The organism is Bacteroides congonensis (assembly GCF_900130125.1).
In the GTDB taxonomy this organism is placed as follows: Bacteria; Bacteroidota; Bacteroidia; order Bacteroidales; family Bacteroidaceae; genus Bacteroides; species Bacteroides congonensis.
Window position 1 is genome coordinate 69390 of the sequence record NZ_FQXY01000006.1, and the last position, 16514, is coordinate 85903.

Consider the following 16514-nt stretch of genomic DNA (forward strand, 5'->3'; position numbering starts at 1 on the left):
ATGAAAACAGCATATAAATATATCAGAAGGACATTGCCATTCGTTTTGGCGGGCTTGTGCCTGGTTTCGTGCAACGACTTCCTGACAGAAGACCCTAAAGGACAGTTGACTTCGGAGAATTTCTTCAGTAACAAGGAAGACCTCGATGCGTCACTGACTGCATTGTATTCCGTGATAGCAAGTTCGCAAGCCAGTAACAACCTTTGCGGCACTAACTTTTTGGTCGGCGATGATATCTCCACCCACCCTTCCAGTAACAAACAGCCGCTCAGGGAGCATGACCAGTTCGATGTGAAAGATAATAATTCATGGTTGTCCAGCATGTGGGAACAGCGTTTCAAGGTTATCAAGGCAGCCAACTTTATCATAAACAATGCCGGACGCACCCCTGATGTATCAGAAGATGAAATCAAGGCAGCCATCGGACAGGCACATTACTGGAGAGCTTATTCTTATTTCTATTTGGTGACAACCTGGGGAAAGGTACCTGTCATGTTAGAGGAAGAAATCAATTACAACGCCCCATTGAAAACGGAAGAAGAGATATATGAACTGATTGTATCCGACCTGAAAATAGCGGAAACAGACTGCCCTGTAAATTATACCAAAGAGCCTTATGCCAGAAACGGAATGAATATCGCCGTAAGCCGGGGAGCAGTGAAAGCGACAATGGCATATGTGTACATGTGCATGGCAGGTTGGCCGCTCAACAAGGGCACGGAATATTATAAACTGGCTGCCGGCAAAGCCAAGGAAGTAATTGACGGTACAGAGAATCATACCTATTATTATAAACTACTGGATGAATACAGCAAAGTATATTCCTGGGAATACAATAATAAGAATACGGAACTCCTGCTGGGTATCTATTATAACAGGGATCAAACGAACCAGGCTGCTCCTCTGACCGACTTTCTACAAGACATGGCACAAGGCGGATGGGGAGATACAAACGGGGAAATCAAGTTTTGGAAAGAATTTCCGGAAGGCCCGCGCAAAGACGCCACTTACTTTCCCAAAATCATATTAAACGACGGTAAGGAATACGACTGGTGGTATGACACTAATCCCCCTTCCCGCGAAGTGGTTGCGCCCGTTTTCATGAAAACCGTGGAAGGTGCCGTGCGCGGAACGGAGTTTGATTACACCAATCCCGCCCCGGTCAATGCCGCAGGCGAAAAGACTTTCCAACTGATACGGCTTTCACAGGTATATTGTTGGTATGCCGAAGCGACAGGACGTTCGGGAGAGATTAACGCAAAAGCCATCGAAGTATTAAATAAGGTACGCAACAGGGCTGATGGCAAAGAAACCAATCTTTATGAAGAAACGATGAGTCCCGAAGAACTGGCGGAAGCCGCCTACAATGAACACGGTTGGGAAATGGCAGGTTATTATTGGGGCGGCATTGCGAGCAGAGCCAGGGATATGTTCAGAATGTACCGGTACAAAGACCATTTTGAATACCGCAAGGAAAACCCGGAGATTGAGGTGGCTCCCGGAGTGAAAAGAAAGGAAATCGTACCCGTCACGGGTACATGGGATGACAGCAAAATGTATGTCCCCTATCCTTACGAGGACGCAATTTTAAATCCGAACCTAAAGTAAGCTGCTCTATAAAAACGTCTATATAGATTTCACCAACTGAAATAAATATTATATCTTTGCAAGGTTTTTACTAAGAAACTGAATAACAATATATCAAGAATATGATAGCTAAGATTGAACAACTTCTGAAAGAGGTGGAAGCCTTGCACGCCTCCAATGCCGAAGAACTCGAAGCTCTCCGCATCAAATACCTTAGCAAGAAGGGAGCCATTAACGACTTAATGGCGGATTTCCGTAACGTAGCCGCCGAACAGAAAAAGGAAGTCGGCATGAGACTGAATGAACTGAAAACAAAGGCGCAGGATAAAATCAACGCGCTGAAAGAGCAGTTTGAAAGTCAGGACAACGGTTGCGACGGACTGGATTTGACGCGTTCGGCTTATCCCGTAGAACTGGGTACACGCCACCCGCTTACCATTGTAAAGAACGAAGTCATTGATATTTTTGCCCGTCTGGGATTCAGCATCGCTGAAGGCCCTGAAATCGAAGACGACTGGCATGTATTCTCGGCGTTGAACTTTGCCGAAGACCATCCGGCACGCGACATGCAGGATACTTTCTTTATCGAAGCTCACCCGGATGTAGTATTGCGTACGCATACTTCTTCCGTGCAGACCCGTGTCATGGAAACTTCAAAACCTCCTATCCGCATCATCTGTCCGGGACGTGTATATCGTAACGAAGCTATCAGCTACCGTGCACACTGTTTCTTCCACCAGGTAGAAGCGCTGTATGTAGACAAAGATGTATCGTTCACGGATTTGAAGCAGGTATTGCTGTTGTTCGCCAAGGAAATGTTCGGCGCGGATACGAAGATTCGTCTGCGTCCGTCTTATTTCCCGTTCACCGAGCCTAGTGCGGAAATGGATATTAGCTGTAATATCTGCGGTGGAAAAGGTTGTCCGTTCTGCAAGCACACCGGTTGGGTGGAAATCCTCGGTTGCGGCATGGTAGACCCGAACGTACTTGAATCCAACGGTATCGACAGCAAAGTGTACAGCGGCTATGCCCTCGGTATGGGTATCGAACGTATCACGAACCTGAAATATCAGGTGAAAGACCTTCGTATGTTCTCCGAAAACGACACACGCTTCTTAAAAGAATTCGAAGCGGCATACTAAATAATGTGTTCACATACATACTAATGTGCCAATATGCTGCGCTTTATCCGCAGGAAATTGGCACATTAGTATTATTGATACATTAAATAATATTCATTATGGCAAAGGATAGACTCATTACTTCCAGTTATTGTTTCATCTTGGCGGCCAACTTCCTGCTCTACTTCGGTTTTTGGTTGTTGATTCCCGTTTTGCCGTTCTATTTATCCGAATTTTTCCAAGCCGGAAACTCGACTATCGGTATCGTGCTTTCCTGTTATACGGTGGCGGCACTCTGCATCCGTCCGTTTTCCGGTTATCTGCTCGATACTTTTGCCCGCAAACCTCTCTATCTTTTCGCTTACTTCATCTTTATGATGATGTTTGGCGGCTATCTCATTGCCGGATCCCTTACCTTATTTATTATATTCCGAATCATACATGGCGTTTCATTCGGGATGGTCACGGTAGGTGGCAATACGGTGGTAATCGATATTATGCCTTCGTCCCGCAGAGGGGAAGGGTTGGGTTATTACGGGCTTACAAACAATATGGCGATGTCCATCGGGCCGATGTTCGGATTGTTCCTGCATGACGCGGGAGTGTCTTTTCCCACAATCTTCTGTTATGCGCTCGGTTCCTGCATTTTGGGCTTTTTATCCGCAAGTCTGGTAAAGACGCCCTATAAGCCCCCTGTGAAACGGGAACCTATTTCGCTCGACCGCTTTATCCTGCTAAAGGGAATGCCTGCGGGACTTAGCCTGCTGTTGCTTTCCATTCCGTATGGTATGACGACCAATTATGTGGCGATGTATGCCCATGAGATAGGGCTTCGCACACAAACAGGGTTCTTCTTTACCTTTATGGCAGTCGGCATGGCTATCTCGCGGATATTTTCGGGGAAACTGGTAGACCGGGGAAAAATAACACAAGTAATAGCTGCCGGATTATATTTGGTGGTTTGCAGCTTTTTCCTGCTTTCGGCCTGTGTGTATCTGATTCAGTGGAATGATAGGGCTTGCACGGTTCTTTTTTTCGGTATTGCACTGCTGATGGGTATCGGGTTCGGGATTATGTTTCCGGCATTCAATACGCTGTTTGTGAATCTTGCACCCAACAGCCAACGAGGAACAGCCACTTCGACCTATCTCACGTCCTGGGATGTGGGAATCGGTATCGGTATGCTGGTCGGGGGATATATTGCGGAAATCAGTACATTTGACAAAGCCTATCTTTTCGGAGCCTGCCTGACGGTGGTTTCCGCTATCTATTTCAGAATCAAAGTAACGCCTCATTATCATAAAAACAAACTACGATGAGAAAGAAAGAACGTTATGAGAAAATAATCGCCTGGTTTCAAGAAAACGTGCCTGTGGCGGAGACTGAATTACATTACAATAACCCGTATGAGTTGCTGATTGCCGTAATCCTTTCCGCACAATGTACGGACAAGCGGGTGAATATAATCACTCCGCCTTTGTACAGGGATTTCCCGACACCGGAAGCCCTTGCGGCTACTACGCCAGAAGTGGTTTTCGAATATATCCGAAGTGTGTCTTATCCGAATAATAAGGCTAAACATCTGGTGGGAATGGCGAAAATGCTGGTAAATGACTTCAATAGCCAGGTGCCGGACAATATGGAAGATTTGATAAAACTGCCTGGTGTGGGGAGAAAGACGGCGAATGTCATTCAGTCCGTGGTATTCAACAAGGCTGCCATGGCGGTGGATACGCATGTGTTCCGCGTCAGTCACCGCATCGGATTAGTGCCGGACAGTTGCACAACTCCGTTCAGTGTAGAAAAGGAGTTGATGAAGAATATTCCGGAAAAACTCGTACCGATTGCCCATCACTGGCTCATCCTGCACGGTCGTTATGTTTGTCAGGCACGCACTCCAAAATGTGTCACCTGTGGTTTGCAAATGATGTGCAAATATTTCTGCAACACTTATAAAGTTACAAAAGAGACACCAAAAGGCAAGAATAAATAACGATTTAATAGCAGAGAACCGAAATAAATAGTAACTTTGCGGTCATTCTAAAAGAAGAATTTTAAAAACACTTTTAAATAAAAATAGAGTATTATGCAGACAATTGACAAATTCAATTTTGCCGGTAAAAAGGCATTTGTTCGCGTGGACTTCAATGTGCCCCTGGACGAAAACTTCAACATTACAGATGACACTCGTATGCGTGCAGCTCTTCCTACTTTGAAGAAGATTCTGGCAGACGGTGGTAGCATTATCATTGGCTCTCACTTGGGCCGTCCGAAAGGCGTTGCCGATAAATTTTCTTTGAAACATATCATCAAGCACCTGTCTGAATTACTGGGCGTTGAAGTTCAGTTTGCTAATGACTGCATGGGTGAAGAAGCTGCTGTAAAAGCTGCTGCCCTGCAACCGGGCGAAGTTCTGTTGCTCGAAAATCTTCGTTTCTATGCTGAAGAAGAAGGCAAACCAAGAGGTTTGGCGGAAGACGCGACAGACGAAGAAAAGGCTGCTGCCAAGAAGGCTGTAAAAGAAAGCCAAAAAGAATTTACCAAGAAATTGGCTTCTTACGCTGACTGCTACGTTAATGACGCATTCGGTACTGCTCACCGTGCTCATGCTTCTACTGCATTGATTGCTAAACATTTCGATGTAGACAACAAGATGTTCGGTTACCTGATGGAGAAAGAAGTGAAAGCTGTTGATAAAGTATTGAACGACATCAAACGTCCGTTCACTGCTATCATGGGTGGCTCTAAAGTTTCTTCTAAAATCGAAATCATCGAAAACCTGCTGGGCAAGGTGGACAACCTGATTATCGCAGGTGGTATGACTTATACATTTACTAAAGCTATGGGTGGTAAAATCGGTATCTCTATCTGTGAGGACGACAAACTCGACCTGGCTTTGGACTTGATCAAGAAAGCAAAAGAAAAAGGTGTAAACCTTGTTTTGGCTGTTGATGCCAAGATTGCTGACGCTTTCTCTAACGATGCAAATACTAAATTCTGTCCGGTTGACGAAATTCCTGACGGATGGGAAGGTCTTGACATCGGTCCTAAGACTGAAGAAATCTTCGCTAACATTATCAAAGAATCAAAGACTATTCTTTGGAACGGTCCTACGGGCGTATTCGAATTTGAAAACTTCACTCACGGCTCACGTACAGTAGGTGAAGCTATCGTTGAAGCAACTAAGAACGGCGCTTTCTCACTTGTTGGTGGTGGTGACTCTGTAGCTTGTGTCAACAAGTTCGGTTTGGCTAGCGGTGTATCTTATGTTTCAACCGGTGGTGGCGCATTGCTCGAAGCAATCGAAGGAAAAATTCTTCCGGGTATCGCTGCTATTCAAGAATAAGAATTTATAGCTGATTTTTACAAGGTTAAAAATAAAAGGGCAATTCTTTGTGAAAAGAGTTGCCCTTGTTTGATAAGTATCAACCATAATCAAATAACAACTACTTCATGCGAAAAACACTCCTCCAACTCTCCGTCATCGTGCTATGCTTAACCGGCATACAAGACACTCTTGTTGCACAAGAGAAAACGACCTCACTGAACCAGGTAGTGAACACCCTGAAAGAGCGTATCAGCCTTGCAGGATATGCGCAACTCGGATATACATATGACGACGCTGCCAAACCGGACAATACGTTCGACATCAAACGTATCATTTTCATGGCACATGGAAAGATTACCAAACGGTGGACTTGTGATTTCATGTATGACTTCTATAACGGCGGGATGCTACTCGAAGTTTATACCGACTATCAGTTCCTGCCCGGACTTACAGCTCGTATCGGTGAGTTTAAAGTTCCTTATACCATCGAAAATGAATTATCGCCTACCACGGTGGAGTTAATTAACTGCTACTCGCAGTCTGTCTGTTACCTGGCGGGAGTAAGCGGCAGCGACAAGTGCTATGGCATGACTTCGGGACGGGACATCGGTATGATGCTCCACGGTAAATTGTTCCATGACTTTCTGCAATACAAGGTGGCTGTCATGAACGGACAGGGATTGAATACAAAAGACAAGAATAGCCAGAAGGATGTTGTCGGTAACTTGATGGTTTATCCATTGGAGTGGTTGTCCGTAGGCGGTTCGTTCATTCGCGGAACGGGACATGCGATAGCGGATTCGGAATATACCGGAATTAAAGCCGGAGAAAATTATGCCAAGAAGCGTTGGAGCGCGGGAGCAGTTGTCACTACTCCCAAATTCAATTTGCGTTCGGAATATCTTGGCGGAAAAGACAGAAATGTAAAAAGTGAAGGATTCTATGCAACGGGCAGCGTTCGCTTTGCCCGGAACTTCGATTTCATAGCTTCGTATGACTATTTCAACCCGAACAAGGCTGCCGGCTTCAAACAGAATAATTATATTGCAGGCGTACAATACTGGTTTTATCCCAGGTGCCGTCTACAAGCACAATATACCTTTTGCAATAAAAAAGGAGACGGACAAAAAGACTCCAATCTGATACAGGCACAAGTACAAGTGAGATTTTAACTCAACTTAGTCTCTTGCCAAAATAATCTTATATTATTTGGCACGGATTACACGAATTAACGCTGCTGTTTTACATATTCATCATTCTAAAAACCGTGAAATCCGCGTAATCCGTGCCTAAATTTATTATATAAACCAATTAATAACAGAAACTAAAAGAATCATGGAACACAAAATCGCCGAACCCAACGCCCGGGTAGACGTTGCCGACGTATTAAGAGGATTAGCAGTCATGGGAATTATCCTCTTGCACAGTATCGAACATTTCAATTTCTATTCTTTTCCGAAAGAAGTGCCTTTCGAATGGATGAAGTTCACCGACCAGGCCATTTGGAAAGGATTATTCTTTGCATTCAGTAATAAGGCATATGCCGTATTCGCCCTGCTCTTCGGCTTTAGTTTCTATATTCAGGATAACAACCAGCAACGGAGAGGAAAGGATTTCCGCCTGCGGTTCTTATGGAGATTATTTATTTTGTTCATCATCGGACAATTCAACGCAGCTTTCTTTACGGGAGAGATATTGACGATGTATGCCATCCTTGGAATTATCCTGCCGATATTCTGCCGGATGAGTGACCGTACTGTTCTTATATTTGCCACTTTACTTATTCTTCAACCTATCGACTGGGTAAAGCTAATCTATGCTTTATGTAATCCTGACTATGTGGCAGGGGAAAGCCTTGCACGCTATTACTTCGGCATCGCATTCGATGTGCAAAAAAACGGAACATTCCTCGAAACGGTTCGTATGAATATGTGGGAAGGACAGATGGCTAACATGACCTGGGCTTTGGAACACGGACGTATCCTGCAAACACCGGGATTATTCCTGTTCGGTATGCTTGTCGGCCGCCGTCAATATTTCCTGTACAGTGAAAAGAACGAACGTTTGTGGCTGAAAGCACTGGCTTTTTCCCTTCTCTGCTTCTTCCCTATCTACGGGCTCAACAATATGTTGCCGGAATTTATAGAACGGAGTGCCGTACTTGTTCCCTTGCAACTTATCCTAAGTTCATTCAGCAACCTTAGCTTTATGGTGTTACTGGTGACGGGATTATTGCTGACTTTCTACCACGTGAAAGACCGCAGTTTCTTTATGCGTTTCACAACTTATGGAAAAATGAGTTTAACTAACTATCTCGGACAATCTATTTTCGGTTCCCTTTTGTTCTATCATTGGGGATTCGAACTGGGCCGGTATTTAGGTATTACATATAGTTTCCTTTTTGGCATCCTTTTTGTTCTATTACAAATGGCATTCTGTTCGTGGTGGCTTCGTCACCACAAACACGGTCCTTTTGAGGGTCTTTGGAAACGTCTGACCTGGATTGGAAAAAAATAAATAATTAAATCACAATGAACGAAAAAACGATTAACGAACAATACGCATATATACGTACCTTACTTGAGGATAAAAGACTCAAAGAGGCTTTGATGCAACTGGAATCCTTGTTGTGGCAATGTCCTGACTGGGATTTACGTACACGTCTGGAGCAATTGCAAACCTCGTACAAGTATATGCTTGACTATATGCGGCAGGGAGCAAATGACCCGGAACGCTGGAATCTGTATCAGAAAATGGTAGCGGACACATGGGGAATTGCCGACCAGTCACGGTTGCTTATACTGGATAACGTATCATCAAGATATTATCACGAGGTACGCCGTACTCCCGTGTCGCCTGATTTGTCGGACTACGGCATTAAAGCAATATTGCATATATTGGAGTCATTTAATGACGACTTGGCAGTCAGCGGATTGCTTTCTGACGAAAAAATGGACGAAGTCCTGAAACGGCATGAGGATACACTCAAATTTATATTCATCAGGACATGGACAAACAGTGCATGGACACCCCAGGATGAGGAAGAGGCACAAGGCATGCTTACATCGGAATTACTTCCGGGAGATGATTTATGCTTGTTCGTCAGTGCTGTCACATTGAGTTTGATGGAATGTTTCGACTTGCGGAAAATCATGTGGCTGCTTGATGCATACCGCCATAAGAACGTCAACGTCAGCCAACGGGCATTGGTGGGCGCAATGATTATCTTCCACATTTACAGAAACCGGCTTACTTTCTATCCGGAACTTATCAAGCGGGTGGATCTCATGGAAGAGATTCCTTGGTTCATAGAGGACGTCGCACGCATTTATCGTCAGATGTTGCTGTGTCAAGAGACGGAGAAGATCGACAAAAAGATGCGGGAAGAGATTATTCCCGAAATGCTGAAGAATGTTTCTTCGATGAAGAATATGAGGTTTGGCTTTGAGGAGAACGACGAGGAGAATGACGACAAGAACCCGGACTGGGAAGATGCTTTCGAGAAGTCCGGCTTGGGAGATAAATTGCGTGAAATGAACGAACTTCAATTGGAAGGGGCTGATGTATATATGAGTACGTTTGCCGCTTTGAAGAGTTATCCGTTCTTCCGCGAAGTACATAACTGGTTTTATCCGTTCAGCAAACAGCAGTCTAATGTGTTTAAATCACTTAAACAGGCGGGAAACAGTGGAAGCAGTTTATTGGATTTGATTCTTCAATCGGGATTTTTCAGTAATAGCGATAAGTATTCGTTGTTTTTCACGATTCATCAGTTGCCGAAGATGCAGCAGGACATGATGTTGAGCCAACTGAACGAACAACAGGTAGCCGAATTGGCTGAAAAAACGAATGCAGACACAATGAGACGGTTCAATGAGCGTCCGGGAACGGTAAGCAATCAGTATTTGCACGACCTTTACCGTTTTTTCAAACTTAGCGTACGCCGTCAGGAGTTCAGGGATATTTTTAAAGAGAAGCTCGACCTTCATCACATCCCTGCACTCGACAACGTGCTGTCTTGGGAAGATGTATTATTCCCTATTGCCGATTTCTATTTGTCAAAGGAACGTTGGGACGAGGCTATCGAAATTTTTGAGGAATTGGATGCTATCAGTGAATTCGGAGAGGACAGTGCGGAATATTATCAGAAATTCGGATATGCATTGCAAAAGAGAAAGAAATACGCAGAAGCTATTCAAGCCTACCTGAAAGCAGATACGCTGAAGCCGGATAATATTTGGAATAACCGCCATCTGGCTATTTGCTATCGCTTAAACAGAAATTATCAGGCTGCCCTTACTTATTACAAAAAGGTGGAAGAAGTTGCTCCGGAAGATGTGAATGTCACGTTCCACATCGGTAGCTGCCTGGCTGAAATGGGACAATATGAAGAAGCACTGAATTACTTCTTCAAACTGGATTTCATTGAAAGTAATTGTGTAAAGGCATGGCGTGGTATCGGATGGTGCTCATTTATCAGCCTGAAATATGAGCAGGCAATGAAGTATTACGAGAAAATCATCGAGCAAAAGCCATTGGCCATCGACTATATGAATGCCGGACACGTTGCATGGGTGATGGGAGATATACAGAAGGCTGCTGTTTTCTACGGAAAGGCGATAACAGCCTGTGGAAACCGGGAGCGTTTTCTTGAAATGTTCCATAAAGACGAAGAACCTCTTCTCAAACAAGGTATTCGAGAAGAGGATATTCCTTTGATGCTGGATTTATTATAATTTCTTTAACTCCCCGTACAGTTTCTGTATGGGGAGTCCCATTATATTATAGAAACTGCCTGAAATAGACTTGACGCCGATATAGCCGATCCATTCTTGAACGCCATAAGCTCCCGCCTTATCCATAGGTTGGTAACGGTCAACATAGTACCGGATTTCATCTTCGGACAAGACATCGAACAGTACATCGGAAGAAGCGGTAAAGCTCTTTTGCCATTCGGTAGTTGTCAGACAGACACCCGTAAATACCTGATGGGATTTTCCCGAAAGAGCGCGAAGCATTTCAACAGCCCCTTCCCTGCCCTCCGGCTTGCCGAGAACTTTTCCATCCAACCAAACGATGGTATCCGCCGTCACTAACAATTCTTCCGGTTTCATCATAGCGCGATATGCATCGGCTTTCTCACGGGCGATAAATTCAGGGATTTCTGCACCAACCAACGTATCGGGATAAGATTCATCGACATCGGGCAATGTCCTGACTACATAGTCTACTCCCAAACCTGACATCAGTTCTTTTCGACGGGGTGAATTGGAAGCCAGTATGATCTGGTATTTCTTTAGATTATCAAGCATTATTCTATTTACGATTTGAGATTTGAAGATTTGATAATTTACTATATACTATTACTATTTACGATTGAAAATACTTTTTATTGATATCACAGGTTGTTCTTACCAACCGAAAGCATCTTGCGCCATCCATAAACCATGTGCCTTCAAGACTTGCTCTACGACATCACGTCCACAGCCACAGCCACCGTCCGCATAAGAGATGTATTTCGCAACGGATTTTACTTCCGGCACAGCATCTTTCGGGCAACAGGGAAGTCCGCATTCCCGCATCACTTCTATATCGGGAACATCATCCCCCATATATAATATTTCATCGTCAGCCAATCCGTATTTGCCACGGAAGGCACGATAATCATGTATCTTCACCGCAGAACCCATATATAAATCCTTCACTCCCAAGCCTTCAAAACGGATGCGTACCGCTTCTGTCCGTCCGCCGGTGATGATGGCGATATGAAGTCCTTTTTTCACTGCAAGCTGGATAGCATACCCATCCTTGATATTCACAGTACGCATCGGCTCACCGGAAGGATGCAGCGGAACTGTGGTAGAACTCAATACTCCGTCTACATCAAAAGCTAACGCTTTGATACGGGATAAATCATAATTGATGGTGCTCATGGATACTTTTGCTCATTAATTTATATATTTCCTGTAATGCCGGCGAGTCTGCCAGCATAGCAAGATGATTGTTTATCACATTTTCGTCATAACGCACGGCCGGGCCGGTTTGCGCATCCAGGGGCGTCAGTTCGTGCACTTTACGTGCCGTTTCATCAATCAACGGAAGCATGACATCAAACGGCAGATTATATTTCTCAAGCAAATCTGCCGCTAAAGCATACATGTGATTGGTGAAGTTACAGATAAAGACTGCCGCGAGGTGAAGGCTCTTGCGTTGTTCGGAAGTAGCTTCATAGACATTCTCGGAGAGAGTGGCGGCAATTGCTTTCAGTAGTTCCACGTCTTCCGGCCTTTTGGCTTCAATAAAGAATGGTATTTCCCGGAAATCGACTTCACGTTGCTTGCTGAATGTCTGCATCGGATAGAACACTCCATAACGTTCCGTACGTCCTTCCCAAATACTCATCGGGATGCTTCCTGCCGTATGTACTAATAGGGCGTTTTGTTTGCCTTCTGTTATTTGGGGCAGTAGTTCCACAAAAGCGGCATCTTTCAGGGATACGATATATAATTGGGCTTCTTTGGAGATTTCCTGTAAGTCGGTTGTATATTCCGCTTCCACTTGTCCGGCTAAGATACGGGCGGATTCCTCAGTCCGGCTATACACTTGCACGATACGGAAGCCTTTATGATAAAGTGCTTTTGCCAGGTTGGTAGCCAGGTTTCCGGCACCGATAAACACAATCGGAATATCTTCTATACTTCTATTCATCATTTCTTTACCGTTTTGCAATCCAAAATAAAATAATTCCGATGATGAGTAATGTCAACGGCAGCAAATATCCTGAAAGCGAACCCAGCAATGACATTACCAAACCGATATTCATCACCAACCAAAGTCCCAATAATACGAAACCGATGGATTTATCGCGTTTGAAAATAAGAAAACAGATAGAAGCATACAGCAGCATATTATCCTTATTCATCACCCAAGGCAGACCGATGGAAGAAAAATGAATCAGTTTATCAATCAGATATAGTGCTCCGATTACCATAAAGGTAACGGCGGTAGCCATATAGGTATCTTTGCTATTATTTGCTTTGGCAGCTCCCATCGTTATTTTCCTCCGAACTTGTTAATATGAATTTTCTCCCACTGAAGATGTTCTTCGTTGAAGGGTTTGCGTTCCATTGCTTTGTGCCCGATGGCTATGACGGAAAGAATCTGAAGTTGCAAAGGTATATCCAGTATGCCATGTACAAATTCATCGGAAGGCATTCCGGTAGCAGTGAAGCGTTCGCGTACCTGTACCCAGCAGCTCCCCAGCCCGAGGTCTTCCGCCTGCAACTGTATCATAATGGAAGCAATAGCGGCATCTTCAATCCAGACATCACTCGCCAGCGGGTCAGCCATTACGACAATCGCCAAAGCGGCATCGGCTATGAAGGAAGAAGCCTGTTCCTTGCAATGGGACAGTTCTTTCAACATTTCTTTATCATCGACTACTACAAATTGCCAACTGTTACTGCGCTTGGAAGAGGGGGACATCAAGGCTGCTTTCATCAACGTAACAACTTCGTCCTGTGTCAGCTCTTCATCGGTAAACTTGCGCATACTGCGACGGTTCTTTATCAATTCACTGAAATTTTCCATATTGTTTCCGGGTTTCATTTGATTAATAATTGCAAAGATAGTGCAAAACAGGCGTAATCGAAAATAAAATAGTATCTTTGCACTGACAAATAATATCATGGTATGAAAAAGCAAATTACGCAGGACGATTACATTAAAGCGAATCGTAAGGCAAGCCGGGAGGCTGAAATCGAGATGTACGGACACCCTATTTGTCATAAACGGGTGCACCAGTCAAAGAAAGTTTATAACCGCAAAAAGATAAAGGCAGCTAACAAAGAGCTGCCTTATTTTTTTGTCCTTTTCCAAAGGGATTTTCCAATATTCCGGTTGGATTTCCGATAATCCGAAAAGAGTCCTGATAATCCGAAAGAGAAGCCTGACAATCTAAAGAGATTCCTGATAAGATATAAAGAGCCTGCTTATACTACTCTCGTCAACTCTCCTGTAGTAGAATCAATAATAAATCCGTAAACTTTCACATCCGAAGGTATCAAAGGATGGCGTACAATAGAATCTACCGTTCCCCTCACCGACTTTTCCGTATCTTCAAAACCATCCAGCCATGCATGGAAGTCCACTCCGCAAAAACTCATCATGTCGATATATTCGGGATTAATTCCCCGCGCTTTCATTTTTTCAAGCATTTCTTCGCTGTGCATATGACAGGCTCCGCAATCGGAATGGGCAATCACCATAATCTCCTCTACGCCAAGTTCAAAGATAGCAACGAGCAGACTACGAACCACACTACCAAAAGGATGGGAAATAACACCTCCCGCATTCTTTATCATTTTTACATCGCCATTCTTTATACCCAGCGCGGCCGGCAGTAAAGCAGTCAGCCGAGTGTCCATACAGGAAAGAATAGCTATTTTCTTGTCGGGATACTTATTCGTAATATACTCTTCATATCCCTTCTTCTCTACAAAATGCTTGTTGTAAGCTAAAATTTCTTCAATCATAGTGGTTGTTTCATTTACAGTGCGTATTTAACACAGCAAAAATAAACAAAACAGGATAAAAAAAGAAGGATACACCACAAGATATATCCTTCTCTATCAAAATTTAACCTACTATCATTTCATCAATATCCCGAACATATTAATAATTCGGATTCTGATACTCCACACCATTCTCTATAATCTCCGTGAATGATTGCGGAATAGGACGCACAGTATGGGTATTATCCCGGAAATACTGACCGACATCCGGATTTTTCTGCTGCAAATAATCTTCGGTCAATTTACCCGTTCTCTTCAAATCAAACCATCGGACACTTTCACCGGCCAGTTCTCTCGCCCGTTCATCCAATACATATTGAATATCTACTGCACCGTTGTATTGAGAAGCATTAGCCCGTTCACGCACCTTATTAATATATTTATTCGCATTTGCTCCACCTGTCAGATAAACATCTGCTTCGGCTGCCAACAAGTAGATTTCAGCCATACGCATAGTTATAATGGAAGCATTACTACCATAGCGTCCTTTGCTCCAGTTAGAAACAATAATATTGGTTGTATTGAACTTGGACAAAGACGGATAGAAATAATAAAAAGGATTCAAAACCGTTTTCCCGTCATTCTGACGAGTATAGTTCATCTTGACCTTGCCGTCAGTACCATATAAATCTTTTGTATCAACAATCATATAATCGGCCTTCAATTTATTCGCTGCCAAAGTTACATAATCGTCTTCCTCGGGTCGTATAACACGAATAGCTTCATCGCCCGCAGCCAAAGAAGTATTAGTTGTAATATTACCTTCTCTATCCATCTCCTTGATTTTATCTTCCGACCAGGTGAAATCTTTGTTAGCTTTCCATGAAGTCTTGAAAGAAGCGGCATAACGGGGATCTAACTTATTATCAGATTGAACATACAAGTCCATCAAATATTTAGAAGGCATAAATGTTCCTTCCGGATTACCTCCCCACTGCTTTATACCATCCTCCGTCTTCTCAATAGCCGGAAAATAATATGTGTTGCAATAGAATTCCATCCAACTTAAATTATTTTGCCATTTATTGACGCTTCCATATTGAGTACTACAAGCAATTGAGAACATAGACTCTTTGTTATTCTGATTGTTGGCATCAGCAAAAACATCGTCGTAGGTAGGGTACATATAAGTATCCAAATCAGCTCCACCAGTCTCACAATCCCGAATCAGCTCATCCGCCAAGTCCTTGGCAGCTTGCAAATAATCAGAGCATCCATATTCTTTGGTTGTCAGATAAGCCTTTACCAAATAAGCCTTGGCAGATTTGCGCAATGCACGCCCTTCTTCCTTGGAACGGGATACTGGTAAATAAGTAGCGGCAAATTCCAAATCCGGGATAATACAGTTTTTGTAAATTTCCAAAGGTTCTGTCCTGACGGGAGCTGTATCCACACCTTCATTTTTAGCAGTGATAAATGTGACTCCGCCAAATATCTCCACCAAATTATAATAATATAGGGCTCTCAGGAAATGCGCTTCGGCAAGCACTTCATTCTTAACCTCTTCCGAATCCCAATCTATTACCTTATCAGCCAACGCGAGTGCTATATTGCATGAGCCTATGCCGTCATATCCCGAATTCCAGATACTTTGAGCCATATTTTGGTTCATAGAACCACCTTCCGCATATTTAAAATAGTTGGCATTTGTATTAGAATTCTGTTTGGCTGTCCACAAGTCTGTACCTGCTTCTGCCAATTCGATATAAATCTGCTTACCATAAAAGCTACGTTGCAAACCGAAATAGCAATTATTTATAGCCTGCTTGAAGCCATCTTGTGTTGTCATTAATGCTTCAAGAGAAGAACCGCCCGGATTATATTCATCCAAAGAACAAGACGCTCCTCCAAGAATCCAAACCGCAGCTAACAATATATTGTATATTTTTCTATTTTTCATAACTC

At 43.6% G+C, this 16514-nt stretch carries 16 protein-coding genes; 9 read left to right on the forward strand and 7 right to left on the reverse strand.

Going from position 1 to position 16514, the window contains the following annotated elements; translation table 11 throughout:
* The 8 genes from BQ7997_RS00435 to BQ7997_RS00470 all read left to right on the forward strand — a co-directional run bounded on the left by BQ7997_RS00435 (position 1) and on the right by BQ7997_RS00470 (position 10772).
* Positions 1-1608 (forward strand): RagB/SusD family nutrient uptake outer membrane protein, encoded by a 1608-nt coding sequence (locus tag BQ7997_RS00435; RefSeq protein ID WP_073342456.1) that lies wholly within the window; start codon positions 1-3, stop codon positions 1606-1608.
* A 101-nt stretch (positions 1609-1709) separates the two neighbouring features.
* Positions 1710-2729: a phenylalanine--tRNA ligase subunit alpha gene (gene pheS, locus BQ7997_RS00440; RefSeq protein WP_022137516.1), complete on the forward strand. Its 1020-nt coding sequence runs from the start codon at positions 1710-1712 to the stop codon at positions 2727-2729.
* Between the two features lie 98 nt (positions 2730-2827).
* The gene (locus BQ7997_RS00445; protein ID WP_073342458.1) at positions 2828-4027 is read left to right on the forward strand and encodes an MFS transporter; all 1200 of its coding nucleotides are present in this window, start codon (positions 2828-2830) and stop codon (positions 4025-4027) included.
* A complete protein-coding gene (gene nth / locus BQ7997_RS00450) occupies positions 4024-4701 on the forward strand; it encodes an endonuclease III (RefSeq protein ID WP_022137514.1) in 678 nt (225 codons plus the stop codon). Before BQ7997_RS00445 ends, nth begins: the two co-directional genes overlap by 4 nt.
* 93 nt (positions 4702-4794) lie before the next feature.
* Complete coding sequence (locus BQ7997_RS00455) at positions 4795-6054, forward strand: phosphoglycerate kinase (RefSeq protein ID WP_073342461.1); 1260 nt, start codon at positions 4795-4797, stop codon at positions 6052-6054.
* Between the two features lie 107 nt (positions 6055-6161).
* Entirely contained in the window at positions 6162-7208 is a 1047-nt protein-coding gene (locus BQ7997_RS00460) for a porin family protein (RefSeq protein ID WP_022137512.1), read from the forward strand.
* A 163-nt stretch (positions 7209-7371) separates the two neighbouring features.
* On the forward strand, positions 7372-8553 hold the full coding sequence (locus tag BQ7997_RS00465; protein WP_073342464.1) for a DUF418 domain-containing protein: 1182 nt from the start codon (positions 7372-7374) through the stop codon (positions 8551-8553).
* A gap of 14 nt (positions 8554-8567) precedes the next feature.
* Positions 8568-10772, forward strand: a complete 2205-nt coding sequence (locus BQ7997_RS00470) for a tetratricopeptide repeat protein (protein WP_073342467.1) — start codon at positions 8568-8570, stop codon at positions 10770-10772.
* Here the strand turns inward: BQ7997_RS00470 and BQ7997_RS00475 are convergent.
* The 5 genes from BQ7997_RS00475 to BQ7997_RS00495 form a co-directional block, all read right to left on the reverse strand.
* Entirely contained in the window at positions 10767-11348 is a 582-nt protein-coding gene (locus BQ7997_RS00475) for a Maf-like protein (protein WP_073342469.1), read from the reverse strand. The two genes, BQ7997_RS00470 and BQ7997_RS00475, sit on opposite strands and share 6 nt — an antisense overlap.
* Before the next feature lie 99 nt (positions 11349-11447).
* Entirely contained in the window at positions 11448-11969 is a 522-nt protein-coding gene (locus BQ7997_RS00480) for a KdsC family phosphatase (protein WP_022137508.1), read from the reverse strand.
* Positions 11950-12744: a Rossmann-like and DUF2520 domain-containing protein gene (locus BQ7997_RS00485; protein WP_073342767.1), complete on the reverse strand. Its 795-nt coding sequence runs from the start codon at positions 12742-12744 to the stop codon at positions 11950-11952. The genes BQ7997_RS00480 and BQ7997_RS00485 overlap by 20 nt, the downstream gene beginning before the upstream one ends.
* Positions 12745-12751: 7 nt before the next feature.
* Positions 12752-13087 (reverse strand): hypothetical protein, encoded by a 336-nt coding sequence (locus BQ7997_RS00490; protein ID WP_022137506.1) that lies wholly within the window; start codon positions 13085-13087, stop codon positions 12752-12754.
* Between the two features lie 2 nt (positions 13088-13089).
* A complete protein-coding gene (locus tag BQ7997_RS00495) occupies positions 13090-13626 on the reverse strand; it encodes a nitroreductase family protein (protein ID WP_022137505.1) in 537 nt (178 codons plus the stop codon).
* Between the two features lie 102 nt (positions 13627-13728).
* Here BQ7997_RS00495 and BQ7997_RS00500 point away from each other — a divergent pair, with 102 nt between their 5' ends.
* The gene (locus BQ7997_RS00500; protein WP_073342472.1) at positions 13729-13950 is read left to right on the forward strand and encodes a hypothetical protein; all 222 of its coding nucleotides are present in this window, start codon (positions 13729-13731) and stop codon (positions 13948-13950) included.
* A 77-nt stretch (positions 13951-14027) separates the two neighbouring features.
* Here the strand turns inward: BQ7997_RS00500 and BQ7997_RS00505 are convergent, their stop codons facing one another.
* Positions 14028-14570 carry a beta-class carbonic anhydrase gene (locus tag BQ7997_RS00505; protein ID WP_022137502.1) on the reverse strand — a complete coding sequence of 181 codons (543 nt, stop codon included), beginning with the start codon at positions 14568-14570 and terminating at the stop codon, positions 14028-14030.
* A 139-nt stretch (positions 14571-14709) separates the two neighbouring features.
* On the reverse strand, positions 14710-16509 hold the full coding sequence (locus BQ7997_RS00510; RefSeq protein ID WP_073342474.1) for a RagB/SusD family nutrient uptake outer membrane protein: 1800 nt from the start codon (positions 16507-16509) through the stop codon (positions 14710-14712).
* Positions 16510-16514 lie beyond the last annotated feature (5 nt).